This window comes from Methylomonas sp. Uni0011, from assembly GCF_056850255.1.
Genome location: NZ_JBVVNO010000026.1, coordinates 32304 through 47486, shown reverse-complemented (window position 1 = coordinate 47486; position 15183 = coordinate 32304). Strand labels below are relative to the sequence as shown.

Sequence of the window (15183 nt, the reverse complement as noted above, 5' to 3'; positions counted from 1 at the left end):
AAATGCTTTTTGCCGTATCCAGACCCACCACGTTACTATTCATTTCGGACTCCTCGTCGCTCCGTTTAAATTCTCTGGCGCAGTATGACACCGCGTGGGGTGGGGAGGAGTCCATGTCATCATCCTACGGGCTGTGAAGGGAGCAAGTGAATGCTCCCCTCGGTTGACTCAGGCTTGTACTTCGGCAAGTAAAGCCTGGGCGGCCAGTTTGCCAATGTTGTTAGAGGCTAACGGGCTGTCGCCAGTGATGAGTTTGCGGTCGATATGACATTGGCCGGTGATGCCTGGATTGAGGACTTCGATGCCCAGTTTTTGCAGGCTTTCCCCGACCAGCCAGCGCAACGGGCCGGGCATATAACCGATTTCGAGATTGGCGCCGGTATCCAGCGCATCGGGAAATACGCAAATCTGGTAGCCTTTAAACGCATAATCCTCAGGTTGTTCACCAACCGCCGCAGCCAACAGACAAGCCGGGCCGTGGCACAGCGTGATGATGTATTTATCGCGCGCAAGTGCCCAGTGCAAAACCTGTTTCACTTCCGTGCTGTGAGGTATTCCCGTTAAAACACCGTGACCACCAGGAATAAACACCGCGATATACGGTGAATCGTCGCCCAGGGATTGAGCAATAACATCCGAGAGTTTCAGCGGTTGTCTCAATTTGGATGCGTATTTGCGGTAGGTACCAGGTACGACGGCATCTTCGTGCGGCATTGCCCACATCTCCAGTTTGACCGGATTGCCCGACAGGGTTGCTATCTCAATTTCAAATCCCGCCTTATCTAGGTGATACATCGGCAACAGCATTTCTACCGGATGATTGCCCGTGGAAAAAAAGGTGCCGTTTCCCATCAATAAATAGCGTTCATCGGCCGCAATCATCAGAACCTTCCATTTGCCACCCTTGTAAGGCGTTGGGTAGTCGGTGCCGTCGAAATCGGTTTTGGACGCTGTATATTGCGTTAACGAATATGCCGAGGGGAAAAAGGCATTTTCCTCCGCTTGATCGGGAACGGGCTTTTTATCAATAGACATAACTGAACTCCTTGCAAATGGGCAGACTGAATCTGGCTGACATCAAGCTGTATTTACCGCTCGGCCAGTATATCAAGCCACTGTTGCACAAAATGCTTAATTGATTGCCTAATTCTGGGGATATGCCGCACTCAATACCAACCCTAAATAAAAAGGGTATATTGTTGTTTCCATGTTTAATGAGGTCAGGACCTTAGGGCGGATAAGCGAAGCGCCATCCGCCAAATTGGCTAATCTTGTCCTCATTCCCACGCTCCGGCGTGGGCATGCATATTCGTTTTCAAGGCTGTATGGGTTCCCACGGAAGACCGTGGGAACCAGAAAACCAGAAAAAATCCAAGGCCGTAAGGCGCAATAACCCTCGGGCATTGCGCCGTATTACACACAGCCTGATATGTTACGCACCGCGTACCTTTTCGCCCGATTGAGTTAGTTTCATCGTTGGAAAATGGTATGTGATGCATACCCTGCGTGGGCGATCGAAACCGCGCGCGTTATAGCGGCTTCACTGTTCGGCACTTGGGATAGCCGCTACATCCCCAAAACTGATTTCCTGCATTGTCGCCTTGGCGCGCGGTTCTTAAGACCATCGGTTTGCCGCATTTGGGGCAGGCATTCTGGTTGATTTGCTGCTTTTGCTCCACGATCGTTTTGACGTGTCTAACGTGCTCAATGTGGGTTTTGATGGACGGCCTTAAACGACCGGCTTGCAACTTGCGGCAAACCTCCAGCACTTCACCGTCGGCCATGATGCGTTGCCGTTTGCTCTTGATGAAGCGGATATAACCGCCGGCATAGACCACGTTTTCAGGCATCGATGTTTTAAATTCGCTATCGCCGACAAATACAACCAGCGAGAATAATTTGCTCGGGTCGAGTTCCAACGCGGATTGCAGCGTCTGCGTGTGTTTATAGTTTTGATGCAGCGGATTCTGGAATTGGTTTTGATGTTTGTAGATTTTTTGGGTCCATAACTTTTGCTGTGGGCTACCGAATATCCAACCTTTCAAATTCTTGGTCTCGATGACGAACACGCCGTATGGCGACACAATCACATGATCCACCTGGGTAGTGCCGTCTTCGGTGGGTAACGTGACATTTTTGAACAAGCGGTAAACGTTCTTATCCAGAAATAGCGCTGCGGCTAAATTGACCAATGCTTCGCCGAAGATGCCTTTCATCAACGGCGACTTCAAAAAGCTGACGACGACCAGCAAAACCAACAGCCACCAATAGGCGCCGAAGGCTTGGCTAAAAGCTTGTATCACCATTTGATTCAAATTCATGACGGGATTCCTGTCATCGGTTTAAGCGTGGATTGGGCCGGTCGTATCGGCCAAGCAAAAATAGGTCAAGTTTCCAGTTTCGCCAGGGTTTCCTCGTTCCCAGTCATGCCCTGTGCGGTTAGGCTCCGGCCCTCATCGTCATACACCAGTGCCGTCATGCCCGCAGGACGCGGGCATCCAGCGCCATGGACGGTAGCCCCAAGTTCTTCTTGTAGCCTGGGTTTCCACAGCGGACCGTGGGAATCGCAAAGGCGCATTTGCCAAAATCCCCTCCACCTTTCTACGCGACTAAACCGCCGGGCGACTGGGCTGATTCGTTAAGTCCGGGTTAAGCGCGTTCACCGACATTGGCTACGCGAACGACTACACGCCTGCTTCAGACCGCCCCATGCCTCGCGCAAGACCGATTTTCGGCAAGTTGGCAGCCCGGTAGCGAAGGACTATGGCCGTTACGCAGTGAGCCTGCTGACGGCAGCAGCGATTCCGCAATCCCAGTGCTTGCCGCATTGGCTTGGTGTACCGAGCCAATGGCGAGAACAAGCTGACCTTTAACTAAACCGCGAAACGGAGATTTGATCATGCAGACTAGAATCCTTCACTATGCCGCTCTGGTATGCAGTATCTGCTTGACGGCTTGCAGCGCTAAAGGCTATCGAGGCCCCGAGTTACCCGACAATCAAGTCGCCACGATCGAGCTCAAAGCGCCTGCGCTGTCCAAGGTACCTCTATTCTGGGTGTTTCCTTTGAATATGCTGCTCTGGTTTTCCGAACACTGGAACGAAACCTCTTGGGGGCCCAATATTTTTGTTGGCCGTATTGAATTGGATGATCCCGACACAGGAACTTGGGATGTAAATGCATCGAATAAAGTCAAGCTGGACCGATTCAGTAAAGTCTATGTCTTACCCGGCCTTCGTAGCGTAAGAACGATGGAGAGCGCCATCGTTGAAAAAAAAGTAGCCGGCGATACCACTTCCCAAACCGGTTCCTGCGAATGTAAGGAACAGGAATTCAATAACCAAAAGCAAAAAGTCTGCGAAAAAAAGACAACCAGTTCCACGCCTTATGTCATTACCGCGCGAGACACAACCTGCACTTTGGTATTCCATGCTGTCGCTGGGCAGACTTATCAGGCTTTCAACCGGAACGGACGGCTAAAGTTGCAACATCAGGATGGCAAAATCGATCATGACGTAGTGTGCGAAAGCCAGGACCGAATTAGTCGTGTAAACGAGCCCGGCATCAGCAGTAGCCCGTGTTCTCCTTGAAAAATCAAGTAGGCGGAAACGATAGGGTTCGCGCGGCGGATCGCTCATCGTTACATGAAGTGCCGTCATGCCCGGCGGACGGTGGCATAAAGTGCCGCGGACTTAGCTTCGGGCTATGTTTGCAACTCGGATGGTCTTTGCGGCCGAAAGCATTGCCAATCCCTGCCGGGACGACCTTATCGAACAAACCTGTGTAACGATGGCCGTCCCGGTGGCAATACATACATGCCTGTCTGTAGCCAATACCGCGGTCTGGCTCTGAAAGCCGCTATGGATTCCCAGGAAGGATAGAGGCTGGCACGCTGAACGACTGAGATGCTTTGCAAAAAGTCAAAGCGACGCGGAAGTGGCACGCCGTAAGTGCCAACCCAACCCGGCCAGGGCCAAGCCGAACAGAGAGAAGGCTCCCGGCAGCGGCACCGGTTTGACCCAGCTCAGGGTAGTGCCGGCGTTATCTATCAGACTGACTCCCGCCGGCAGATTCAGAAATATCCGCGCGCTGTTCGAGGCGTCGGCCAGGGACTTCACTCCTGAGCCGTTGGCTCCCGTTATGGTCTGCAGCAAAAACGTGATTCCCAAGGTTTCCCCGGGGTCTATCGTCATGGCGGGCATCAACAATGTCATGTCAAGGTTTGTCAAAGTTGCCGTATTGAACAAGACAGTCCCGCCGTTTTGCGTTATTGGGGTTGTGGTATTGGTCGTATTCAATACCACACCGTTCACCCAACGAGTACCGAGCGTGTGGTCGCCTCTGGCGACCCGGCCAATACTGCCGTCGTTGACGCTGAAAACGCCGATTATGCTGGCGCCGGCGGTGGATTCTCCGCTTGGCGCTGGCGGGCCAAATGAATACTGACCGGTAATGTTGACGCCCAACGCTCCGGCCGGCAGTAGTATCGGCGCGCTGCCCACTGGGTTGGTGAAAGTCAGATTTTGTAATCCGGTATAGGCAAAGGAAGCATCCGGCGATTCCGATTTAGCCTTGAAGTAAGCACTCCCCAGATCCGCTTCCGCGAAGAAACCGGGACCGGTCCGGGTGGCCAAGGTCGGATCAGAGCTTATCCCAGGGCCGCCGGGATCGGGAAATTGCACGAACACAGTCGCTGCCGTTGCGAACTGGCTGAGCGAGAGTACAACCAAAGCCACAAGGAAAAATATCCGGCTCATAAAATTCTCCAAAAACCTAAATAAAGTGGAATTTCCAAGCTGAACTCAACTTCTTCCAGCCGACTGGCGTCCGGCGACTGCGCGGCAAGCGAACCAACCGAGCAGATACAAACTCCAGGCTGCCGGCAACGGCACTGCGGTTGGCGGAGCCGGGATAACAAAGCCGCCCGCAGTGGTCAGGCTGCCGCCGGCCGGGGTAATCGCGTAAAGCTTAGCGGTATGCGTCAAATCGGTGAGTGCCCACATGCCGTTGGCGGCGGTTGCCTGTGCACTCGCAAACAGTATCAAATCGATTTCTTGCCCGCTAACCAGATTGGCCGACAGATAAAGCGATGCATCGAGAGCCGCAGTGTCGCCGCTACGCACAGACGTGGCACCGCTGCCGGTGGTTCGAGGGTCAATATCGAAGTTCGAGGTTCGCGGCGTCACGCCTCCGTCGTAAATTGCGGCATAGTCCCATAGTAATGAGGCCCCGTCGGTGTGGTTGGCACCGACGAAGGCCGCGGAAAAGTTGAATTGCGAGCGGTTTAGGAACGAACCGACCGTCGTCGGCGCGCTGCGGGAAATTGCGCCGGTTAAGACCAATTCCAGGGTCACCAAGCCTGACGGTCCGACGTAGGTGAGATCCTGATATTGCAAAGTGCCTTGGCTGAAATGGTTGATCGAGTTGGTTACCGAATCGGAATACGCAGACACCTTGATTTCCGCAGTGTTGACATCGACGCTGCCGTAAAGATTGGCATCTGCGAAAAAAGCCAGATTGGGGTCGAAAATACGCTGATTGCCGTAACCGTTGCCGCCGTATTGCAAAATGGCCTGGTCCGCCCGCACAGCCGTGGTAAGGCCGAATAACGCAACTCCGATCAACGAATAAGCGAGCAATGATTTGTTTGGCTTCATGATGCGACTCCCGGGTTAATGGATTGGCTTGGCTGTGCGTCGTTTGAATTGGGTTGGCTAAAGCCATTCGACCAATCGAAACGCTTGCGCCGAAACCTTAAATCATCACGACTCACAAAAAGCTCACAAAGTCGATTGCTCTTGCGTCCATAACAACGCTGCCGCAGCCCACAAAATGAAGTATTGGCTTGGGATAGCGTCGGGTCGCTAGGATGTCACTCAAATCGTGGCTGTGCGTCACCCCGCAATGACATTCAGAGTAATCGGTTGTTACCCGGCCCTTAAATATCTTTCGCCTGATGCCCATGAGGGGGTGAGCCTGTCGAAGGGGGTTCCGCATCAGGTTTCGGCAGGCTCAGCCCCAACGGATTGACGGGTTAGTAATTGGACAACATTCGGCCGCGGCGGGAACGTCTAGATCCAAACCGATGTTTTGCGGCAGTGCTGGTGTCCGCCGAGTCCTTAGCCCGAAGTTCGGGCCGTGATCCGGGCGGCCAGCGCTTGCATGCGGGTGGAGGGTTCGATGCCGTAGTGACCGGCGTAGTGGTTGCGGCAGCGGCGGTAGGCTAACAGCGCCTCGGCTTGGCGGCCTTGATCCAGCAGGCATTCGATCAAGCGGTATTGCAGATTTTCCGCTAAGGGTTCGATGGCGACAGCTTGCGCGTAGCAGCTTATGGCGGTGGCTGGCTGGCCGGCGGTTTCCAGGGCCAAGCCCAGTTTTTCCAGGGTTTGGCTGAATTTGGCGGCAAGGGCTTCCCGTTTCGATGCCGTCAAAGGTGCTTCCAGACTGGGCAAAAACGGGCCGCGCCAGACTTTTAACAGCCGCGCGGCCAGCGTCTCCGCTTGCTGCGGCTGCGTGGCAAGCCGCCTGAGCACATCGTCGATGACCCAGATATCCACCCAGCACAGTTCCCGGTTCAAGGACAAGGTGCCGCCTTGCAACAGCACGGCCTCGTTGCGCCCAAGCAGTTTGCGCAGGCGCTGCAAGGCCACTTCCAAAGCATGCTGGGCGGCATCGGCGTCCGCGTCCGGCCACAATACATCGGCCAGCACTTGCTGCGGCACGCCGTCCGGGTTGATCGTCAGCAGCCACTGCAGCAATTGCAAGGGCTTATTGTCTTTTTGCCGGCGGCGGGCCGGTTCAGAGGCTTCGCCGTCTATCCTGAATTGGCCGAGGGTGCGGATTTTTACCGGCCAAGGCCATTCTTCGCAGGCGTTTCCATCAGGCTGCAATTGGCGTTGTCTTATCCACCAGCGCACATAATCCGCTTCGATGCCGTGTTCCAGGGCCAGGGTACACAAGATGACGATCACGTCGGGCTGCCAGAACGGGTGTACGTTCAGATAACGTTGTTGTTTGCCCAGCGCCAAGGCCTTGGCCAAAGCAGCCAGTGCGCCGGCTTGGTCGCCGCCGGTCAAGCGGGCATGGGCGTCGGTTAGCAAGGCCATGAATAAAACGAATGGCTTGTTCGCCGCAACGGCGTAGTTTTGCAATTGTTGCAAATGCCGCCCGGCTTCGCTCAGGTCGCCCGCCGCCACCAACACTTGCGCCAAACCGTGCTGCACCAGGGCCGCCACCGACGGCAAATGGATTTCGCGGCAAATCGCCAGGGCCAGCTCCGCTTCCTGGCGCGCTTGACCAAACCGCTGTTCCGCCAGCGACAGACCGGAGCGCAGATGCAATAGAAACGACTGATCGACCCGCCGGTTTTCCGGCAAACAAGCTTCCATGCGCGCCAATGCCGCGCGAAAGCGCGGCCAATCGCGGGCCGACAGCGCGGTATAGGCCTCTTGGCCGTAGATATTGGGTAAATAAAATCCCAAGCCGTAACTGATGGCCCATTGCGCGGCCGTCTCCGTCGCTTGATACGCCGCGTCGTGCTCGGCGCCGAGAAAAGCCACCACCGCTTTCCAGTTCAACAAATTGATCCGGTACAAGGGCTCATCGTTACTGACTTGTTGATCCAGAAAAGTAAACAAGGCTCGGGTGCTTTCGGTTTCGCCGCGCCAGACATGGTATTGCAACAGAAAGGAAGCCAAAAACACCTGGCGCCCCGGCGGGCAATGCGGCAAGCGGGCCAGCGTTCGCCGCGCCCAGCGTTCGGTTAGTTCCGGGTAATCGGGAAGGTGAACCAGGATATTGCCGCAACCCAATATCCAGCTATCCAATTCCGCATCGTCGGCAGCTTCCAGCACCGGGTCCAGCTCGGCCAATTCGTCCAGCCAGCGCGCCGCATCGCGAAAATCGTCCATCACGAAAAACATCGCGCTCAACACACCGGCCGCACTGAGGGCCCTGCCCAGCGGTTCGCCGTCGAAACCGGCATGCGCCCGCTCGAACAAGCTTTGCGCCAACGGCGGATTCAGCGCCAGATGGGCGGCGGCGCGCCAAAACTCCAGCCACGGATTGGCCGGCAAGCCGTCCGGCAGGCTTTGCAACCAGCCCTGCAATTGCAGACTTCTGCCGGCGGCCAATGCGGTTTTGGCGTGCAGCAGAATCAGGCGCTGCAATTCGGGCCAGGCGCCGGCCCGCCGATACAACTCAAACGCTTGGGCAATCTCGCCGTGGCGTTCCAAGACCGCCGCGCCATGGGCCAAAAACGCCGCGTAACCCGTATCTCCGAGTTCGGCTTGACGGTGGACGAGCAGAAATTCCCGGAGCAGGGGGTGAAGCTGATAACTGGGAGCGGCGGCGTCGATGCGGTTGAGCAAATAATGCTGGGCGGCCAGTCGAGCCAAGGTGGCCGACACCGAAACATCGGCGGCCAATTCGGTTGCCAGGGCCTCGCTGACGGTTTCGGCGACGGCCAGCGTCGACAACTGTCGCAACACCACAGGGTCCAAACCCTCCAGCACCCGTTGCGCCAGATCCGCTTTTGGCTCGGTGGGCGCCGGCTGCGCGGTCGGCGGCTGCCGCAGTTCCACCGCCAAAGCCGCCGGCCAGCCGCGACTGTGGACCAGCAGCGCATCCAGCCCGGCATCGCCGCCGTCGAATCCGGTCAGCTCGGCCAGACGCGCGGCCTCTTCGCGGTCGAACGCCAGTTGCGTCGGCGCGATCATACCCAGCGGCTGCAAGGCGGCGGCCAACTCGGGCGGCGGTTCGTGGCGACTCAAGCAGAGTATCCGGTGCGGAGCGGCGACGATGCGGCCCAACACCGCCAAACTCCGTATCAGCAAAGGCGACGCGGCTACCCGCTGGCAATCGTCGAATATCAATAATATCGGCGCGGCGTCCCGCGGCAACAGCGAATGCAACAACTCGCCGACGTAGGCCTCGAGACCGGCTAGATATTCCGGCCCGAAGGCCGGTACCGCCGAGACTAGGCCCAGGCCGTTTGCCGCGGTGCGGAAATGGCCCCAAAAAACGGCGGGGTCCAGGTCGGCGTCGTCGAAACGGTACCAAAGCACGGGCCGGTTACTTGCGGCGGCAAAATCGGCCGCCAACGTGGTCTTACCGTAACCGGCCGGTGCAAACAGCCATACCGCCGAACCATAATCGGCATAAGCCCGCTCCAAATGTTCGAACAGGCGTCGGCGGCGAACCGCCGCAGGTAGGGTCGGTGCTACCAACTTAGCCGGAAGTTGGGTGCACGCCGGTTTGCCGTTCATCGATAACCCCCTCGAGCAATTTTCCCGCAACGGATGGTGTGCTAGTTCAGCATACGTCGGCGTTTGGCGGCAACAGTAAGTTTTGGCTGTGGGGGCATTTGCCGTTATCCCCATTGAGAATCTCAGGTATCTGAATGGAAACTCGCAGCTCAGGATGAACAAAACGCCGAGAGAAGCAGGGCCGCGACTCTGGCGGGGGTTATTGGGGAACCGATTGCTGTGTTCGGGTTTGGCGAGGGCGCGACGCGTTGCGGCGGGACATCGCGATGCTGGTAAAAATTAACAGCACTCCGAAAATCAGGTTGCCGAAATCGGTCAATAGCGGCACCGGCGTCGGCGTTATCGGCGGCACAAACTCGACGGTCAAGCTGGGCCGGTCGGCGATTGACGGGGATTCACGGCTGATAATGCGTTTGGCGCTTTGTGATTGCTCGGGACCTTCCGGGCCGATCAATATCCAGCCGAAGTTGGCGGTGGGGTTATTAATCCAAGCTGTAACGTCGTTTATGAGTGCCGGGGTAGAGGTAAAGGTATAGGTTGCCGCCCCACCCGCATGCAAGGACGCGCTGGGGTTTGGGGCAAAGTCGCCTCCCAACGTCAGCCATGGCACTCGGCCCGCTCCGCTGCTGGCCGCGCCATAAAAGCGATATGCCCACGTCGCATCACCCGGCGTCGCCTGGGTTCCGCCGCCGCCGGCTCCGGCGTCGGAAAGGCCTTCGCCCCAGCTGGCATTCAGCTTGTGCAAACGTAACACATCGGCCGGATTTGAGCCGATGCCGGCGCGATTGACGACAAATCTTAGGTTTACCGATAAAACCTGTGAACCCGGCGGGATGGATGAGAGATCGAATTGCCACAAGGCACGCCTGGGCGAGCCGCTGGCGATTGGACCGACGAACACGAAACTGCTCGCACCGCCGGCATAATTCTGATTGTCTTCGAATAAGGTATTGTCTTTTACAACCTGAAAAGCTTGCGTCTCGGCTAAGGCCGAGACGCAGAGCCCCAGCAATGCGATGCCAATTATTGCCTTGGGCAACAATTGCGGGGTGTACACGCTGGTTTTCCTGGTCAGGCTACGGCTTAATCAAGCCCGGCGGCGTTTCGCAAAGCCGAAAACGCCCAGGACTCCGCTCAACATCAGCGCGAAAGCAGGCGGTACCGGTACCGGCTGGACGCTCAGGTTATCCAACACAAAACCTTCGCCGGAGATGCGGAAACCGATAATGTCGGCATTGGCGCGGCTGAAACCGACGAATGGGCCGGCGTTGGTGGCAAACGGATCATCCAGGTCGACGGTGAAAGTGTAGCTTTCCAACACGCTGTTACCGACGCCCAGGGCTTCGATAAAGATGTCGGCCGGCGCGCCGGCATTGTAAACGCTAAACTGGGCGCCCACGCCTGACACCGGCGCTGAACCCAAGGTAAAGGTCATGCTGCCGACGAAGCCTTCGTCGGTTGAAGGCAAGAACGACAAGTCGCCGATTCCGGCAAATTTGTTGCCGGCGCCCCAGGTGCCGTTGTCGACCAAATCGACCGCGGCAGCGCCCAGCGTGGCGTATACGTCGGATTGGAAAACGCCGCCGCCGGCAATGCCGATAGGGCCTTTTTCAACCAATCCATCGAAGCTCTCAAAATCTTCAATCACGGTAAAACTGGCATTCCAGTCCACCACAGTAGCCTGAGCGTTGACAGACGCGAAACTCGCGCCAGCCAGCAGCGCGCACATTAAAATTTTTGCAGTTTTCATTTTAAATCCTCAATTTAGTAAATATGCGCCGATAAGACTTGCCTACCGGCGCATTCGCTCTATTCCGCTTAAACCGCTACGCGATCACCTCAGGAGCACCAATAACACCGCCATCGTTCCGGGTAATCACCAGCACCGAAGAGCGTGGACGAATATTCGCGCCCGCTGGTTGCGGCACACCTGCTACCACAGCTAAATTTTCGCCGGCGCTGTTCTTGTCGAACTGGCTTTGCGGCCAGTTGCTGAACTGGGTCGGATTGGCGGCGGTGGCATCCTCGCCCGGATGCTGGATACCGACGAACATGGTCTTGCCGTCCGGCGTATTCATTACGCCGGTAACCTCGCAATTAGGCGGGCTGGTCAGGAAGCGGCGGATTTCCTTGGTGTTGGGGTCCGCGCAGCACATGACGTTGGCGCCGATGTTGACCCAGTCACCCGCGGCGTCGCCTGCTTGGTCGGTCTGAATCCACAAGCGGCCGAACTGGTCGAACCACAAGCCGTCCGGCGCACCCAAATCCGCACTGCCGTTCGGGCTGTCTTCGATGTTGCCTTGGTAGAACGGGCCAGTGCCCGAGCCGGGTACGAAGTTGGTGCCGACATAGTTGGCAGCCAGGGTTTTGGTGGTTAAGGTATCGCCGCACAGGGTAAAGATATCCCACTCGAATCCGGTTGCCGTCACAGCATTACCGTCTTCGCGCCAGCGAATGATATGGCCGTAGTCGTTGTCCGGACGCGGATTGGCCACATCGACCGGCGGACGGGCGCTCCCAGCCGCGGTCGTGCCGTTCGGGCTATTCGAGGAAAGCGTGCCGCCACCGCCGCGACGGTTGTTGTTGGTCAGCGTGCAGTACAACTCCAACGGATGTTCATCGTCGTAGCCCAAGCCGTTCGGGTTATAGCCGGATGCGCCAAAGTGGCCGTAGCCGTTGTTATAGGTGCGCAACGCGGTCCACTCCGGCCGATCCATCATCGTCGCGCCGACGGCATCCGCCGCTTGGCGGGTTTTGATCAGAATCAGGGCCTGGACTTCCGCGTCGTTCGGATTGGAGGTGCCGTTGACGCCGGTGCCGTTGAAGTGACCCAGTTCGCGCAGTTTGTAGAAACCGCCCGCGCCGTTGGCGATGACCGAAACGGTATCCGGCGCCAGGGCCAGCCATTGGCCGCGGTAAACTTCATTTTTGCCGACCACCGGGTTGGCCGTGAACTTCGCCACGTACAGGGTACCGGTATCCAGCAGGTCGCGGTTGCCGGCATTGTTCCTCGGGTCGAAAGCACCGGCGCAAACAAACTTGTAGATGTACTCGTTGCGCTCGTCGTCGCCCATGTAAAACGCGACGCGATTAAGGTTCAACTCGCCGCTGTCGACGCTGATCGCCACTTGCGCGCTTTCGTGTTTGAAGCGGCCCATCGCGGTACGTTTGACCGGCATCGCATTGGGGTTGAACGGATCGATTTCCACGACCCAGCCGTACAAATGCGGCTCCAACGGATTGGTGCGGGCGTTGAAGCGCGGGTCGGCTTCATGCCAGCGGTAGCCGAAACCGCCAGCCACCACGCCATAGCGAACCTGTCCGTTCAAAACGGCTGGATCGCTGGGCGCCGCGTCGGCGGCATTCCAGCCGAAGTTGCCATTCCAGTTTTCTTCGCAGGTCAGGTAAGTACCCCAGGGCGTGAAGCCGTTGGCGCAGTTGTTGTGGGTGCCGAACGCGGAAAAACCGTCGTTGACGCCGATTTCGGTGGAACCGGTCGGTTGAATATCGAATTTTTTCGATTTCATCAGCGCATGGCCTGCAGCGGGGCCGGAAACCTTGCAAGGCGTATTCGCGGTAATGCGGCGGCCGTAGCTGGAATTGCGCACTACGCCCCACTTGCCGGCGGTTTTACGCACTTCCATGATGGAAACACCGTGACCCGCTTGCGATTTGCGCACCTTGGCGATGGTGACCCCCGCGCCGCCAGTCAAGCCTTCGGCGCCGTGCAGGATTTCCTCGTGGGTATATTCGTTGTTGACGGCCAAAACGCCGCGTACGCTGGACGGGCCGGTGCGGGTCGGGAATGGAAAATAATGCATGCCGTCGCAGTGCATACCCATTTGTTTGGCCTGGTCGGCCGCGGTTTGGCTGGCATCCGGCTTCCAGTCCGGCGCACCCGGCATGATGGGTTGGCCCCAGGCTGCCAGAACTTCGACCTTATAGCCGGCCGGCACTTCTACCGAGTTGGCGACCGGCGCCAATTTGGCCGGGATGCTATCGAAACCCATGCCGCCGAAGCCATTGGCCGAAGACGGTAATGGTGCCGCTTCCGCAGTGTCGCCCAACAAGAATTTGCTGCCGACGCTGCCGCTGAGTGCCACCATGACCCCCGCGCTAACTCCGGTTTTCATGAACTGGCGCCGGCTCTCGTTGATTTGGCCGATAACGTCGTTGATCGACTCGTTGCCGGACGGATTGATCGTCACGTCGTTGGCGGGGTGTAATTTACCTTTCATTCAAATCTCCCGTAAGTTATTGGTAAGCAATCCGTTTAATGGTTGTTCAGCTCAACTAAGCCCACAAATAACGACGACAAAGGCTTGGGCTGGCCGCCAAGCAATGTCGCAGTCGATTTGTAACCCGCCGGGAGCCTTCGAAGGACTAACCCGCAATGGTTAAAGGAGCTTATTGAGCGTCGTGTTCTTCCCTGGTCAATCCCGAGGTTTTGGCTTGGATACCGATGCCAATCCAAACCGCCGGGGACGCTACCAAACTAACCAACGTGCATGACATTTTGATGACTTTGCGATGCAAATCACAGATAGGCAGGCGGCCGACGTTGGCGCCGGTCTTGATGACTTGGTGCCGGGCGCGAGAAAAAACGCGCGTGGCAATGTCGTTAAGCCAAACAACAGACCGGCTTGTTCAAAACTTGGCGGAACAGCTCATGCCTGCGAGCGAGGGCGGTTGATTGGTTAACCGCACAGCCTCGCGGGGAACGGCCAATCGTGAGGGACAAAGCCGGTCGTTGTCGTCGGCTCGAGGGCGAGCGAACGGATGGCCGGGGATGACGGGTTGCCAGCCGGCAGCAGACTTAGCGAGGGACAGTCGCGCTTGGCGGCTGAGACTCGGCGGCGCGAGATTTGCCGGTCGAGAAATAGGCCAACACCACGCCCACTTCGAATAACAGCCAGATCGGCACGGCCATCAGGGTTTGCGAAATGATGTCCGGCGGGGTCAATATTGCGCCGATAACGAACGCCGCCACGATCACATAGCCGCGTTGGTCTTTTAAATCGCGGTATTCGACGATGCCGCTCTTGACCAACAGCAGGGTTAATATCGGGACTTCGAACACCGCGCCGAACGCGACCAGCATCGACATGACAAAATTCAGGTAGTGGCCGATGTCGGTCATCATCGCTACGCCGCGCGGCGCGGCGGTGGCCATAAAGCCGAATATCACCGGGAACACCGCAAAATAGGCAAATGCCAGGCCAACGTAAAACAGCAACGTGCTGGCCAGCAAGAGCGGAAAGAACAGGCTTTTTTCGTGGCGGTGCAGGCCGGGGGCGATGAAAGCCCAAGCCTGATAAAGCAGGAACGGAACCGAAGCCAGTAACGCTGCCAGGAAAGCCAGTTTGAACGGAATCAGAAACGGCGCTGCCACCTCGATGGCGATCATTTGCGAGCCCGCCGGCAGGTAACGCAGCAACGGATCGGCCAGATAAGCATAAATTTCGTTGGCATAGCAGGCCAGTCCGGCGAATAACGCCAGCACCAACAACACCGATTTGACCAAGCGATTGCGTAACTCGAGCAGGTGGTTCAGCCAACTCGTTTCGGCGGCATTTTCCGCGACCGAAATTCGCTTAGCCACCGGCTTCTCCGGTTGGCTCTGGCGAGCGACGTTCCGGCGTTTCAACCGGTGCCGGCCGCGCCAGCGCATCCTCCAGCGCCGACAGCGAAGCGATGGCCGGCACTTGGATCGACTCCTGCAACGCGCGCAATTCCTTCAGTTCCGCCAAATCCATTTCGCGCTTGATATCGGCTTTGGCGCTGTTGACCAGCGAGCGGGCCTTGCGCAGCCAAAGCGCGGCTTCGCGCGCAACTTTGGGCAGGCGTTCCGGACCCAACACCAGCAAAGCCACCAGGCCTATCATCAACATCTCCGAAAAGCCGACCTCGAACATGGC

Annotated in this window: 11 protein-coding genes; 1 reads left to right on the top strand and 10 read right to left on the bottom strand. The window is 57.4% G+C overall.

Annotated elements, in window-relative coordinates; translation table 11 throughout:
- Positions 1 to 168: 168 nt before the first annotated feature.
- Together hchA and AC0IM9_RS19220 are read right to left on the bottom strand one after the other, a co-directional pair.
- The gene (gene hchA / locus AC0IM9_RS19225) at positions 169 to 1035 is read right to left on the bottom strand and encodes a glyoxalase III HchA (RefSeq protein WP_482805085.1); all 867 of its coding nucleotides are present in this window, start codon (positions 1033 to 1035) and stop codon (positions 169 to 171) included.
- A 494-nt stretch (positions 1036 to 1529) separates the two neighbouring features.
- A complete protein-coding gene (locus tag AC0IM9_RS19220; protein ID WP_482805084.1) occupies positions 1530 to 2321 on the bottom strand; it encodes a nuclease-related domain-containing protein in 792 nt (263 codons plus the stop codon).
- A gap of 578 nt (positions 2322 to 2899) precedes the next feature.
- Here AC0IM9_RS19220 and AC0IM9_RS19215 point away from each other — a divergent pair.
- On the top strand, positions 2900 to 3589 hold the full coding sequence (locus AC0IM9_RS19215) for a hypothetical protein (RefSeq protein ID WP_482805083.1): 690 nt from the start codon (positions 2900 to 2902) through the stop codon (positions 3587 to 3589).
- 330 nt (positions 3590 to 3919) lie between these two features.
- Here AC0IM9_RS19215 and AC0IM9_RS19210 read toward each other — a convergent pair whose 3' ends face one another.
- The 8 genes from AC0IM9_RS19210 to tatB all read right to left on the bottom strand — a co-directional run bounded on the left by AC0IM9_RS19210 (position 3920) and on the right by tatB (position 15180).
- On the bottom strand, positions 3920 to 4756 hold the full coding sequence (locus AC0IM9_RS19210; RefSeq protein ID WP_482805082.1) for a PEP-CTERM sorting domain-containing protein: 837 nt from the start codon (positions 4754 to 4756) through the stop codon (positions 3920 to 3922).
- Positions 4757 to 4801: 45 nt separating this feature from the next.
- The gene (locus AC0IM9_RS19205; protein ID WP_482805081.1) at positions 4802 to 5656 is read right to left on the bottom strand and encodes a hypothetical protein; all 855 of its coding nucleotides are present in this window, start codon (positions 5654 to 5656) and stop codon (positions 4802 to 4804) included.
- A 462-nt stretch (positions 5657 to 6118) separates the two neighbouring features.
- A complete protein-coding gene (locus AC0IM9_RS19200) occupies positions 6119 to 9265 on the bottom strand; it encodes an AfsR/SARP family transcriptional regulator (protein ID WP_482805080.1) in 3147 nt (1048 codons plus the stop codon).
- Positions 9266 to 9464: 199 nt separating this feature from the next.
- The gene (locus tag AC0IM9_RS19195; protein WP_482805079.1) at positions 9465 to 10322 is read right to left on the bottom strand and encodes a hypothetical protein; all 858 of its coding nucleotides are present in this window, start codon (positions 10320 to 10322) and stop codon (positions 9465 to 9467) included.
- A 30-nt stretch (positions 10323 to 10352) separates the two neighbouring features.
- Positions 10353 to 11015 (bottom strand): hypothetical protein, encoded by a 663-nt coding sequence (locus AC0IM9_RS19190; protein ID WP_482805078.1) that lies wholly within the window; start codon positions 11013 to 11015, stop codon positions 10353 to 10355.
- A gap of 76 nt (positions 11016 to 11091) precedes the next feature.
- The gene (locus tag AC0IM9_RS19185; protein ID WP_482805077.1) at positions 11092 to 13503 is read right to left on the bottom strand and encodes a PhoX family protein; all 2412 of its coding nucleotides are present in this window, start codon (positions 13501 to 13503) and stop codon (positions 11092 to 11094) included.
- Positions 13504 to 14081: 578 nt separating this feature from the next.
- Complete coding sequence (gene tatC / locus AC0IM9_RS19180; RefSeq protein WP_482805076.1) at positions 14082 to 14867, bottom strand: twin-arginine translocase subunit TatC; 786 nt, start codon at positions 14865 to 14867, stop codon at positions 14082 to 14084.
- On the bottom strand, positions 14860 to 15180 hold the full coding sequence (gene tatB / locus AC0IM9_RS19175; protein ID WP_482805075.1) for a Sec-independent protein translocase protein TatB: 321 nt from the start codon (positions 15178 to 15180) through the stop codon (positions 14860 to 14862). Before tatB ends, tatC begins: the two co-directional genes overlap by 8 nt.
- Positions 15181 to 15183 lie beyond the last annotated feature (3 nt).

Bases quoted from the DNA above. Each gene is read 5' to 3' on its own strand.
- AC0IM9_RS19205 (WP_482805081.1), bottom strand. From the start codon at position 5,656: ATGAAGCCAAACAAATCATTGCTCGCTTATTCGTTGATCGGAGTTGCG.
- AC0IM9_RS19200 (WP_482805080.1), bottom strand. From the start codon at position 9,265: ATGAACGGCAAACCGGCGTGCACCCAACTTCCGGCTAAGTTGGTAGCA.
- AC0IM9_RS19190 (WP_482805078.1), bottom strand. From the start codon at position 11,015: ATGAAAACTGCAAAAATTTTAATGTGCGCGCTGCTGGCTGGCGCGAGT.
- AC0IM9_RS19185 (WP_482805077.1), bottom strand. From the start codon at position 13,503: ATGAAAGGTAAATTACACCCCGCCAACGACGTGACGATCAATCCGTCC.
- AC0IM9_RS19215 (WP_482805083.1), top strand. From the start codon at position 2,900: ATGCAGACTAGAATCCTTCACTATGCCGCTCTGGTATGCAGTATCTGC.
- tatB (WP_482805075.1), bottom strand. From the start codon at position 15,180: ATGTTCGAGGTCGGCTTTTCGGAGATGTTGATGATAGGCCTGGTGGCT.
- AC0IM9_RS19210 (WP_482805082.1), bottom strand. From the start codon at position 4,756: ATGAGCCGGATATTTTTCCTTGTGGCTTTGGTTGTACTCTCGCTCAGC.
- AC0IM9_RS19220 (WP_482805084.1), bottom strand. From the start codon at position 2,321: ATGAATTTGAATCAAATGGTGATACAAGCTTTTAGCCAAGCCTTCGGC.
- hchA (WP_482805085.1), bottom strand. From the start codon at position 1,035: ATGTCTATTGATAAAAAGCCCGTTCCCGATCAAGCGGAGGAAAATGCC.